The following is an 11,145-nucleotide window of genomic DNA, read 5'->3' as shown; positions in this document are numbered from 1 at the left end:
GCGCCGTGTCGGCCCCGGGCTCGCGCCGCGTCGCCGCCGAACGACGCCGCCGAACGACGCCGCCGAACGACGCCGCCGAACGACGCCGCCGAACGACAAGGGACCGACAAGCGGGTGGCGGCACGGTTTCGGCACGGCACACGAACGCGGGCCCTCGCTCGCCGCCGTGACAGCACCGCCGAGATCCGGAGGATCCTGTGACCACCGCCGAGCACTCCCGCTTCGCCGGCGAACACGCCCGCACCGAACAGCTGCTGACCTGGCTCGAGCCGCGCATCCTGTGCGGTCCGCTCGCCGCCGGCATCGAACGCCGCGGCCTCCTGCGGCTCGCCCTGCCCTCGACGACGCAGTTCGGCGCCGTGGACGCCTACCGCCGGGCAGCCAGCAACGCCCTCTACGAAGGACGGTCGTCGGCCGCGGCCCGCTACTGGGCCTGGGTGCTCCGGACGATCGCGGCGGCCCATTGCGCCTGATCCTCGCCCCGACCGCCGGAGTGCCTCTCGACCTCACCCGACGTCGTCGCCCAGGTCGTCGGCCCGGACGGATGCAACAGCTCGGGCACCCCCAGCCGGGTCCCGTGGACGAGCACCGCCGCGAGGATCTCCGCCGCCCTCATCTCACCGGTCCACAGCGGCAGGACCAGGAGGGTCCGGCTGCCGTGCGAGCCGCGCACCCGCACCGTGTGCCGGGCCGCGCCGGCCCCGTCCACCTCGACCGGGCCGACGGCCGACCGGCTCCGGTCGGCCTCGCTCCAGTCCGCCCGGTGGAAACCCACCCTGGTCACGGTGCCCACCGCCGGGGCGAGAGCGCCCATCAGCGTCGGGATCTCGCTCGCCAGCCCAGAGGTCCGGGGCCACCACGCGCCGTCGATCATTCCGGTCGCCGGCCCGCCCCGCAGCCGCACCCGCGGCAGGTCCGGCCGATCCTCGACGACGGCGTCCGGTACCGGGAACGAGCGCGCAGCGGGTGCCAGTGTCATGTCGGTGTTCCCGATTCCCCGAACACGAGGTCCGGCCCCGGCGTTCGTCGACAACGACCCGGGCTCGATCGCCCGGGCGCGGCATGCTCCCGACGAGCCGACGCTACACCGCGCGGCCGCACGTGGGGCAGGAACGAGCCGCCCGTCAGGATGCCCCTCGACGGCGCCCGTCGGGCGCCGCAGGCCCCGCCGGGGCTCAGCCGTGGTCGGTGGCGCGGTCCTGCGCCGCCAGTACCCGCGGATCGAGCCGGCGGGTCACCACGTCCCCGGCCACCTCCGCCAGCCGCCGGTTGCTCCGGCGGGAGTAGCGGCGCAGCTGCTCGAAGGCCTCCTCCATCGCCACGCCGCTGTGCTGGGCGACCACACCCTTCGCCTGCTCGATCACGACCCGGCTGTTCAGCGCGTTCTGCAGCTGCTCGGTGACGACCTCACCCCGGCGCACCGCCCGCTCCGCGAGGATGCCGATGGTCGCGACGTCCGCCAGGGCCTGCCCCAGCGCCAGGTCCTCCGGGGGGAGGGGCCCGGGTGTGTGGTGCAACAGGTTCATCGCCCCCATCGCCTCCCCCCGCAGGCGCAGCGGCAGGGCGTGCACCGACCGGAAGGTGCCCCGCGCGGAGGCCGCCGCGACGAACCGCGGCCACCGGTCGGTGTCCGACAGGTCCGTGACCGTGACGGCGGTGGCGGTCCGGACGCAGTCCACGCACGGCCCCTCGCCGGCCTGCAGCTGCAACAGCTCCATCAGCTCGGCGTCCTCGCTCGACGCCGCGACCGTGCGCAGCCCGCCACCGGCGTCGACCAGCATGATCGCCGCGGCGTCCGCACCGAGCAGCCGCAGGCTGTGCCCGACGAGGCGGTCCAGCAGGTCGATCATGTCGTAGTCGTCGACGAGGGTGTCGGCGAGCTCGACGAACGCCCCCGCGACCTGCCGTTCCCGCCGTCCGGCGTCGGACGCCGCGGGCTCCGGTGATCCCTCCTGCATCGCCACTACCTCGTCTCCTCGGTGAACACCAGCCGCCGCTCGACCACGTCCCGCGCCACGTCGATCAACAGCCGCCGTTCGGCGAACGCCCTGGCCCGCATCCGGGCCAGCGCCTCCTCCGGCCCGATCTGCAGCTGCACCAGCACCATCCCGGCCGCCTGATGGATCTCCGGGCGGCCGAACAGGCCCCCGCCCAGCAGCCCGTCGTCCTCGGGGTCCCCTCCCCCGGCGAGACCTCCGCCCGGACCTCCCGGCCGGGTCCTCACCCCGAGCATGAGGATCCCCGCGATCTCGGTCGCCGCCAGCAGATCCTGCCACTGCCCCGCGGGGAGCGCACCCGCTCGCAACCGGTACAGGTCCATCACCCCGATCGTCACCGCGCCCCACCGCAGCGGCAGCGCGAACAGGGCCCGCACGGCCGTCCGCTCGGCCACCTCGACCGCGAACACCGGCCACCGCATCTGTTCGACGGGCTCCGTGACGTCACCGACGAGAACCGGGAATCCGCTGGTGGCCGCGTCGATGCAGACGCCCTCGTTCAGGGTGACCTGGATCTCCTCCAGGGTCATGGCCGTCTCGTCCGTCGCCCACAGCGTCCGCCGGGAGGTCTCCGCGGTCATCACCGACAGGGCCGCGCCGTCGACGTCGAGCCCGTCGACGCAGGCCTCGCACACGGTGCGGGCGAGGTCCTCCTCGTCGAGGTCGGCCACCGCCAGACCCGTCAGCAGCCCGGTGACCGCGCCGCGCTCAGCCACGCCGGCGCTCTTCGGCCCGACAGGCCGATGCAGTGCGGCTCACCGATCTCCTGCCCTCCGGCGTAGGGGCGCGCGACGAGGACCGGGCCGAACACCGACGTGTGGGCAGGACCCTAGCGGTTCGCCCGGGTCGCGGCAGGCCGGTCACATCGGAGGTGGCGTCGCGCACGGCGCGGCACGATCCCCGCATCGGCCGGGCCCGGGCCCCGGTGACGGGTGCGGGAAGCCTGCGGATGTCTGCCGAGTCGACCCCCGACACGTCGGAATCACTCCGCTCGCCGAGGGTCCGGGGCGACGGTTGCCGAGGCCTCTCCTCCCCGGAACGGGGGTTGAAGCCTCACCACCCGCGGGCCTAGCGTTCCTGCTCGAGCGACGATCCGCTCCTCACGCCCCGGACCCCGGCGTGCCTCCGCCCACGGCTAGGGGACCGCCATGTCCGAACCCGTCGCGCTGTTCGCGGCCCGGCCCGGCCCGCGCTGTCGCGAACCCCGTACCTCCCAGGTGGTGCTGGTCGACCCGCAGGGCCGGCCCTGCGGGGTCGCGGACGAGGACGCCGTGCTCGGCCCGGTCACCCCGCGACACCTCGGCTTCTCCTGCTACGCCTTCGACCCTGCCGGGCGGGTCCTGGTCACGCAGCGCTCACGCCGGCGGCGGGCCTTCCCGCTGGCCCGGACCAACACCTGCTCCGGGCATCCGGCCCCCGGTGAGTCCCTTCAGGACGCCGTCCGCCGTCGGCTCCGGTACGAGCTCGGCGTGCCCCCGGTCGACCTGCGTGTGGTCCTGCCCGACTTCTCCTACCGGGCCTCGGCCGCCGGCGTCGAGGAGAACGAGCTGTGCCCCGTCCTGCTCTGCCGGATCGAGGACGTCCCGCTGGCCCGCCCCGACGAGGTCGAGTCGTGGCAGTGGTGGTCCTGGCAGGACCTGCAGGCCGAGGCGTCGGCGCCGGGCTCCGCCCTGTCCCCCTGGTGCCGGCTCCAGATCCCCCTCCTCGCCGCGTCGGGGCAGGTCGAGCTCAGCCTGGGAGCCGCGTTCCTCTGAACCGGCCGCGGTCCGCGCCCCATCCCCATTGCCCGACCACCATTGCCGACCACCATTGCCCGATCACCATTGCCCGATTGCGGAATGCGATCACCGGGAATGGCTCCGGAAAGGATTTCATTCGCCCTTCATCGGCTCGACGAATGCGCCCGGCGAGCGCGGATCACGCTGGGGCGCATGAGTACCGCCGCACCGCCCTCCGGCCTCGTGAGCGCCCGCATGCCGTGGCCGTCGCTGCTGGTCCTGAGCCTCGGCGGCTTCGCGATCGGCACGGACGGGTTCGTGGTCGCCGGGATCCTCGGCGGGATCGCACGCGACCTCGACGTCTCCGTCGCGGTCGCCGGCCAGTCCGTCACGGTGTACGCGATCGCCTACGCCGTCGGGTCCCCCCTGCTCACCGGTCTCACGTCCGGGGTCCGCCTGCGCCGCGTGCTCGTGGCGTCCATGGCGCTCTTCGCCCTGTTCAACGTGCTCTCCGCGGCGTCGGGATCGATCTGGATGCTCGACGGGTCGCGGGTCCTCTGTGCACTCGCCGCCGGGCTCTACCTGCCCGCGGCGGCCGGGGCGGCCTCGCGGCTCGCACCGCCGGCATTCCGGGGGCGCGCGCTCGCCGTGGTGATCGGCGGGCAGTCGGCGGGCACTGTGGTGGGCGCGCCGCTGGGAATCGTCGTCGAGCAGCAGCTCACCTGGCGCGGCACGTTCGTGCTGGTCGCGGTGCTGGCGGGGCTCGCCGTGCTCGGCCTGGCCCTGCGCGGGCCGGCCGCCGGCACCGCCGATCCCCTGCCGCTCCGCAGGCGCCTCGCGCCCCTGCGGACACCGGTACTGCTGTCCTCGCTCGTCGTCACCGTCGTCGGGATGACGGGCGGGTACTCGCTCTACACCTACCTCGCGCCGCTGTTCGGGTCCGATCCCGCGATCGGGACGCGCTGGTTGAGCCTGCTGGTCGCCGCGTTCGGGCTGGGCGGGGTGGCGGGCACGTGGCTCGGCGGCAGCCTCGCCGACCGGTGGGGCGCCCCGCGCACGCTGTCCCTCTCGCTCGCGCTGATGACCGTCAACTTCGGTCTGTCCCCGCTCACCGCGTCGACGGTGCCGGGCGCCCTGGCGTTCTGCCTGGTCTGGGGGATCACCGGGTGGGCGTTCCTGCCCGCCCAGCAGCACAAGCTGGTCGGCCTGCTGCCGGCAGAGGCGCCGCTCGTGATCTCGCTGAACTCGTCCGCGGTCTACGTCGGCATCGCCGCCGGCGCGGCGACCGGGGGCGCGGTCCTGGCGGGAGCCGGCGCGGGCGCACTGTGGATCGCCGCCGCCGCGTGCGGGGCGGCCGCGCTGGCCGTGCACGTGCTCTCGGAGTGGGCTCGGCGCTGAGCCCACCCGGGGCCCGGCTCAGGCCGGGAGGATCCCCGCGTGCCGGACCGGCAGCACGTCACGACCCCGCAGGTTGACGTTCTCCCGGAAGCGCGGGGTGTGCGGCAGGATCTCCGGGTCCTGCACCCGCCTGGCGAACTCGCGCACCGCGACGATCGCCTCCTTGCGGCCCAACGCCGCCCCGAGGCAGAAGTGGATGCCCGCCGAGAAGGCGACGTGGTCCGACGGCCCACGGTCGAGGTCGAACAGCTCGGGCTCGGCGAAGCGCTCCGGGTCGCGGTTCGCGGCGGCGAAGATCACCAGGACCGCGGTGCCCGGGGAGAGCTCCACCCCGCCGACGGTCGTCGGCTGCCGCACCGAGCGCAGCACGAACTGGACCGGGGCCTCGTGCCGCAGCCCCTCCTCGACGACGGCCGGGACGAGGTCCGGCTCGGCGCGCAGCCGGCGCAGCGCCGCAGGATCCAGGAGCAGGGAGTGCAGCGTGCTCGAGATCAGGTTGACCGTGGTGTCGAACCCGGCTCCCATGAGCAGCGCGGACGTCGCCAGGAGCTCGGCCTCGGACAGCGTGTCGCCCCCGTCCTCGACCGCGACCAGCTGCGACAGCAGGCTCCCGTCGGGGGCGGCGCGATGGCGCACCAGCAGGCCGCGCAGGTAGTCGATCAGCGTGCGGCGCGCCGCCTCCGAGTCGGCGATCGTCGGGTTGGGCATGATGTGGTCGAAGTCGAGGACCCGCCCGAAGACGTGGGCGACGTGCTCGAAGTCCCGGTACTCGTCGAGCGGGATCCCCAGCAGCTCACAGATGATCTGCATCGGCAGGGGCACCGCGAAGTCGGCCACGAGGTCGAACTCGTCGCGCTCCCCGATCGCGTCGACCATGCCGTCGACGATCGTCAGGATGCGGTCCTCGAGCCGGGCCACCACCCGCGGGGTGAAGGCCTTGGACACGAGCCGCCGGACGCGGGTGTGCGTCGGCGGGTCCAGGAAGAGCAGCGACTCCTGGCGGGGCGGGATCGCCGCGCCGATGCGGGTGTTCCGGGGGTCGTTGCTGGTCGACGGGTCGCGCAGGATCTGGCGACAGTGGTCGTAGCGGGCGACGACGACCAGGTCGCCGCCCTCCAGGACCAGCGGGGACGCCTCCCGGATCCGCGCGAGGACGGGATAGGGGTCCACCCGGGCGTCCGGGCCGAAGTACTCGGCCAGGAGCGCGTGGGCGTCGGTGGCGGGCAGGGTCTGGGCAGCGAGCCGCATCGGGGCCCTCCGTTCGGCGAAGACAGATCGGCCGTCCGAAGTCCACCAGCCGGGGCGCCCGCGCCGTGTGGCGATGGGCGTTCGGACATGCGTCATCGGAGCAGCGGATCGTGCCTGGTCACATCGGCGGGTAGCGCCGGCGCAGCTCCTGGGTCAGCTCCTCGGCCCGCTGCACCGACGCCTCGGGGACGGCGGCGGCGAGCCGGTCCGCCACCGGGGCCACGAGGTCCAGCTGGGTGGCGAGCTCCGCCGCCGCCCGCGCGTCCGGCCGGGCCAGGTACGCGTCGAGACAGCTGGGCAGGTCCACCCGCAGGATCTCCGCGACGGTGGCGAGGCGCTCGGGCGCCGCGGCCCGGTCCGCCGGATCGTCGGCGGTCTCGTCGAGCCGGTCCAGCACGGTCCGCGCGCAGAGCACGATCCGCGAGACGGCGGCACCGGCGCCGGGCGGGAGCGTCCGGCGCTGCACCAGCTCGAGCAGCCCGTCCGCGTCGCGCCGGAGCTCGTCGGTGAGCGAGCCGGGTTCCGGCCGGTCCGGCGGCGTCACCAGCGCCCCGATCGCGTAGAGCCCGACGGCCGCGGCGGGCCAGACGTCCCCGATCACGCCGCCGAGGTTGAGCCCGAGCCCGACCGCCGCCCCCGCCAGCCCGACCAGGTTCTTCCGCGAGGTCGGATAGCCCCGCAGGCCGCCGTCAGACATAGCCGCGGATCTCCTGGAACACCTGGTCGAGCGGTAGCCTCCGGGCGTCGAAGGTGCGGCCGCCGGTCAGCGTGGCGAGCTGCTCCATCTCGCCGGTGTCGCTGTCCGCGAACAGGATCGGGAAGATCGGGACGGCCTTCAGGGCCGGTGCCCGCGCCCCCTGCCCCGCGGTGAAGTCGGCCAGGTCGCGGCCGGTGTTGTTGGCGCCGTCGGTCATCAGGACGATCGAGGTGAAGCGGTCGGGATCGGCGGTGATCTGCCGCGCCGCCACGGCGTAGGCGGAGTCGAGGGCGTCGTAGATGGCGGTCTGCCCGCCCGGTCGCAGGCCCGCCGCGTCGGCGGCGATGCGCGTCAGGCCGGGCGAGGGATCGTCCTGCGGCACGGTCACCGTGTCCGGGGTGCCGGGCCGGTCGCTGAAGGGCAGCAACGTGACCTCCTCCCGCCCGCGGAACCGCCGGTACCTCGAGGCGGACCCGGGATCGCCGCCGGTCAGCCCGGTGAGCGAGGCGCGCAGCCGGCCGATCCGGTCCTGCTCCCCCATCGACCCGGACACGTCGAGGACGTAGATCGTCCGCGAGGGCCGGCGCACCTTGTCGAACCAGCTGGTCAGCAGGGTGTCGACGACCTCGGCGCGCGCCGGGAAGGGCAGCTCCACCGGGGCGGGCCCCAGCGTCTGCGGCACACCCGGCACCGCGGGCCGCCGCGAGGTCCGCTCCGCGATCGCGCGCTGGACGTCCGGGGTGCGGAGGTGGTCGGTGAGCCGGCGGACCGCGTCCCGCACCTGCTCCGACGCCCCCGCCAGCACCGTGAACGGGTACTCGGCGGTGACCACGCCGTCGGCCGGAGAGATGATCTCCAGCGGCTCCGGCAGCCGCCCGGAGGCGTTGAGCGCCACCAGGACCGACTCGTAGTTCATCAGGCCGTCGACGTGCGGTCCCGGATCGGCGCCGGTGGTGCGGCGCACGAACGCGTCCTGCAACCAGCCCGAGGAGCCGGCCGAGAGCACCTGCGCGGAGAAGTAGTCCCGCAGGGCCGGGGCGGTCGAGGCGGCCTGCGCGGTGGTCAGCGCGGCACCGGTCCCGGCGAGCGCGGTGGACACCGCGACGACCGTCGAGAACCCGGAGTTCGACGCCGACGGGTCCGTCATCCCGTACGTGAACTCCGTGCGCCCGGCCGCGGCCGCGATCTCCGCCCAGGTCACCGGCCTGCCGACCCACCCGAGTCGCTGGGCGACCGAGCGGCGCAGGCCCAGCACCACCGGCGAGGACATGATCTCGGTCGCGGTACCGATCCGTGCCTGCGCGCCGGGCTGCAGCGCGAGGTAGCGGTTCGAGGAGAACCAGACCGCGTCGTGGGTGGCCGCGGCGGCACCCGAGGTGACCTGCTCGGCGCCGTCGAGGGTGCCGACCTGGTCGAGCTGCACGCGCACACCGGTTGCCCGCGCGGCCTCCTCGAGGATCGGGACCATGTCGGCGAGCTCGCTGCCGGCGAGGACCCGCAGCGTCGTCCCCTCCGGCGCCGAGGTGCACCCGGCGGCGAGCAACGCCAGGGCCAGCAGCAGGACGATCCGCCTCACGCCGGACACCCCAGCCCTCGCAACAGACCCTCCAGGGTGTCGTAGGTGGGCGGCTCCACCACGTCCACGAGCTGCGGCAACGGGGGCAGGCCCCGGGCCGCGACGATGTCGGCGAGCTGCCGCGGGTCCTGGGTCCGGAAGCCGTGCGCGGCGGCGAGCCGCACCAGCTCCGGGTTCGTGGTGAGCAGCTCGCCGATCCGGTCCCCCCGGGGTGTGAGCGGCACGAGGGTGTGCCGGGAGAACACCGTCGGGCTCGGGTAGAGCAGCACGGTGCCCGGTTGCAGCGCGGGCCGCGGCGCCAGCTCCTCGGCGAGGTACTGGGCCTCGTAGACCATCGCCATCGGCACCCGCCCCATGCCGGCCGCGAGGTAGTCCTCGAACAGCACCTCGCTCGACGACGGCAGGTAGCCCTGGTCGCGGAACAGCCCGCCGACGGTGGGCAGCACCGCGGCGCCCGCCGCCGGGTCCGCGACGACCGCGTCGCCGTTGGCCGCGTAGGAGGCGATCCCGAGGTACATGGCCGCGGAGTTGGACTGGCAGGGTTCGGTGGTCGAGAGCAGCACGTTCCGGCGCGCCGGGAACGCGGTGTTGCCCGGCAGCTGGTCCCAGCGGGTCCCGGCCCGGGTCAGCTCCAGGTAGCGGCGGACGTCGAAGGTGTTCCCCCGCACCACACCGGCGGCGGTCAGCAGGTCCGCGATCGGCCGGAACGTGGCGACGGCCATGGGGGACGAGAAGGGTGCGTAGGTGCGGACCGCGGGATGCGCGGCGAGCAGCTTGTCGGCCGCCGGGGCGCTGGACGGGAAGGCGAAGTCGTACGCCGCGAGGTCCACGGTCGTCGCGATCCGCCGCGACCCGGCCGGATCGATCTTCAGCTCGATCCCGTTGTCCGCGAACACCTTCTTCACGTCGGGATCGGCGAAGAACGGCAGCTTCTCGGAGCCGACGACGCCGCTGACGGTCACCGTCGCGGATCTCCCGCCGATCTCCCGGGTGAGGACGACGGCCAGCAGCCCCGCGAGCACGAGCGCCAGCAGGATGCCGAGGACCCGTCTCCCGGAGCGCCTGCGTTCCCGGACCACCATGGAGTGATCCTCCGGGCCGTGGATGGCCGGCGGGCGAACGGAACCCGGCGATCAGGCGTCCCGGTCCCCTCTTCTTCCGTGAGCAGTCCCCCTAGGGCACCGTCCCCCGCACGCAGGAGGTTCGGTCGACCTCGTGGAGGAAGGCGTGCAGCAGCCGCGTGACCTCGGCGGGCCGCTCGAGCGCGCTGGTGTGGCCGCAGCCCTCGAGCACCGCGAGGCGGGAGCCCGGGATCCCGGCGTGGATCGCGCGGGCCCGGTCCGGCGGGGTGGCGCGGTCCTGGTCGCCCGTCGCGATCAGGGTCGGGACACCGATCGCACTCAGCTCGCCGGCCACCGACGCACGCTCCGCCACACCCCGCACCGCCGCCCGGATCCCCGCCCGGTCGGCGGTGTCGAGGCGGACCAGCCACTCCCGGACCAGGGCCGGGTCGGCGTCGCTCCCGAAGAGCAGCGGCGTGATCCGGCTCGCGATCGGCCGCACCCCGACGAGCCGTTGCACCGCACCGAGCCGGCCGTACTGCCGGGCCGCGGCGGGCTCCTCGGCATCGGCGCTCGTGCCGAGCAGCGTGAGCGAGCGCAGCAGCTCGGCCCGGCGCGCCGCGAGGCGCAGGCCGACGAACCCGCCCATGGACAGGCCCACCCAGTGCACGGGCCCGCTGCCGAGGGCCTCGACGACGGCCGCGGCGTCGAGGGCCAGGGTGTCCATGTCGGACGGCCCGGCGGCCGGGCTGGCCCCCTGCCCCCGCCAGTCGAGGGTCACGCAGCGGTGGCTTCCCCGCAGCGTCCGGACCTGGTGGCGGAACATCCAGCCGCCGAACAGCAGGCCGTGCCCGAAGACGACCGTCGGTGCGTCCGGGCGCCCGGTCGGCGTCCCGGTGTCGGTGTAGGCGATCCGGGCACCGCCCGTCTCCAGGTACGGCACGGCTAGCCCACCTTCAGGTTGCGCATCGTGACCAGCGCGGTGGCGCACAGGACCTCGGCGGCGCCGGACACGACGTGGACGTCCACCGCCGCGACCGTGGTGGACCGGCCGGCGTGGACCACGCGGCCGCGGGCGACCAGCCGCTCTCCCCTCGCCGGGGCGACGATCTTGACGGTGTAGTCGGTGGTCAGGTTCGTCCAGCCGGCCGGGAGCAGGGTGCCGGCGGCCGAGCCGCCCGCGTAGTCGGCGAGCGCGCCGAGCACGCTGCCGGCGACGTGGCCGTCGTGCTGGGTGTGCTCGGGGCGGACCTCGAGGTCGAGCCCGACGGAGCCCGGCCCCAGCGACCCGAAGGTGAACCCGAGGTGCGCGGCGGCGGGCAGGGCGAGCACCGCGGCGGTGACGGCGTTCGCATAGTCGGGGTTGGGGGCGTCCATGCTGTCTCCTCCTGATGCCGTGACCTGCTGTTTCTCCCCGGCGCCACCGCCGGCCGTCCCTCCCCGGCGAACG

At 74.7% G+C, this 11,145-nt stretch carries 12 protein-coding genes; 3 read left to right on the top strand and 9 right to left on the bottom strand.

Annotated features, from left to right (window positions below; translation table 11 throughout):
• Positions 1-197: 197 nt before the first annotated feature.
• Positions 198-473: a hypothetical protein gene (locus ABD324_RS19110; RefSeq protein WP_344418603.1), complete on the top strand. Its 276-nt coding sequence runs from the start codon at positions 198-200 to the stop codon at positions 471-473.
• Here the strand turns inward: ABD324_RS19110 and ABD324_RS19105 are convergent.
• From ABD324_RS19105 to ABD324_RS19095, 3 genes are all read right to left on the bottom strand, one after another.
• Positions 425-979 (bottom strand): DUF5994 family protein, encoded by a 555-nt coding sequence (locus ABD324_RS19105; RefSeq protein ID WP_344418601.1) that lies wholly within the window; start codon positions 977-979, stop codon positions 425-427. The two genes, ABD324_RS19110 and ABD324_RS19105, sit on opposite strands and share 49 nt — an antisense overlap.
• A gap of 196 nt (positions 980-1,175) precedes the next feature.
• Positions 1,176-1,958 carry a GAF and ANTAR domain-containing protein gene (locus ABD324_RS19100; RefSeq protein ID WP_344419398.1) on the bottom strand — a complete coding sequence of 261 codons (783 nt, stop codon included), beginning with the start codon at positions 1,956-1,958 and terminating at the stop codon, positions 1,176-1,178.
• A gap of 5 nt (positions 1,959-1,963) precedes the next feature.
• Positions 1,964-2,713 (bottom strand): GAF and ANTAR domain-containing protein, encoded by a 750-nt coding sequence (locus ABD324_RS19095; RefSeq protein ID WP_344418598.1) that lies wholly within the window; start codon positions 2,711-2,713, stop codon positions 1,964-1,966.
• Positions 2,714-3,145: 432 nt separating this feature from the next.
• Here ABD324_RS19095 and idi point away from each other — a divergent pair, with 432 nt between their 5' ends.
• Both idi and ABD324_RS19085 read left to right on the top strand, forming a co-directional pair.
• A complete protein-coding gene (gene idi / locus ABD324_RS19090) occupies positions 3,146-3,751 on the top strand; it encodes an isopentenyl-diphosphate Delta-isomerase (protein WP_344418595.1) in 606 nt (201 codons plus the stop codon).
• 177 nt (positions 3,752-3,928) lie between these two features.
• Positions 3,929-5,113, top strand: a complete 1,185-nt coding sequence (locus tag ABD324_RS19085; protein ID WP_344418592.1) for an MFS transporter — start codon at positions 3,929-3,931, stop codon at positions 5,111-5,113.
• Between the two features lie 18 nt (positions 5,114-5,131).
• Here the strand turns inward: ABD324_RS19085 and ABD324_RS19080 are convergent, their stop codons facing one another.
• The 6 genes from ABD324_RS19080 to ABD324_RS19055 form a co-directional block, all read right to left on the bottom strand.
• Positions 5,132-6,361, bottom strand: coding sequence for a cytochrome P450 (locus tag ABD324_RS19080; RefSeq protein ID WP_344418589.1), 1,230 nt, complete (start codon positions 6,359-6,361; stop codon positions 5,132-5,134).
• A gap of 118 nt (positions 6,362-6,479) precedes the next feature.
• Positions 6,480-7,058 carry a hypothetical protein gene (locus ABD324_RS19075; RefSeq protein ID WP_344418586.1) on the bottom strand — a complete coding sequence of 193 codons (579 nt, stop codon included), beginning with the start codon at positions 7,056-7,058 and terminating at the stop codon, positions 6,480-6,482.
• Positions 7,051-8,634, bottom strand: a complete 1,584-nt coding sequence (locus ABD324_RS19070) for a substrate-binding domain-containing protein (protein WP_344418583.1) — start codon at positions 8,632-8,634, stop codon at positions 7,051-7,053. Before ABD324_RS19070 ends, ABD324_RS19075 begins: the two co-directional genes overlap by 8 nt.
• On the bottom strand, positions 8,631-9,716 hold the full coding sequence (locus ABD324_RS19065; protein ID WP_344418580.1) for a hypothetical protein: 1,086 nt from the start codon (positions 9,714-9,716) through the stop codon (positions 8,631-8,633). The genes ABD324_RS19070 and ABD324_RS19065 overlap by 4 nt, the downstream gene beginning before the upstream one ends.
• A gap of 91 nt (positions 9,717-9,807) precedes the next feature.
• Complete coding sequence (locus ABD324_RS19060; RefSeq protein ID WP_344418577.1) at positions 9,808-10,638, bottom strand: alpha/beta fold hydrolase; 831 nt, start codon at positions 10,636-10,638, stop codon at positions 9,808-9,810.
• A 2-nt stretch (positions 10,639-10,640) separates the two neighbouring features.
• Positions 10,641-11,072, bottom strand: coding sequence for a PaaI family thioesterase (locus tag ABD324_RS19055; protein ID WP_344418574.1), 432 nt, complete (start codon positions 11,070-11,072; stop codon positions 10,641-10,643).
• Positions 11,073-11,145: the final 73 nt, after the last annotated feature.

This window comes from Pseudonocardia ailaonensis (assembly GCF_039531635.1).
In the GTDB taxonomy this organism is placed as follows: Bacteria; Actinomycetota; Actinomycetes; order Mycobacteriales; family Pseudonocardiaceae; genus Pseudonocardia; species Pseudonocardia ailaonensis.
The sequence above is the reverse complement of the archived record's forward strand: the minus strand, read 5'-3'. Positions and strand labels throughout refer to the sequence as shown.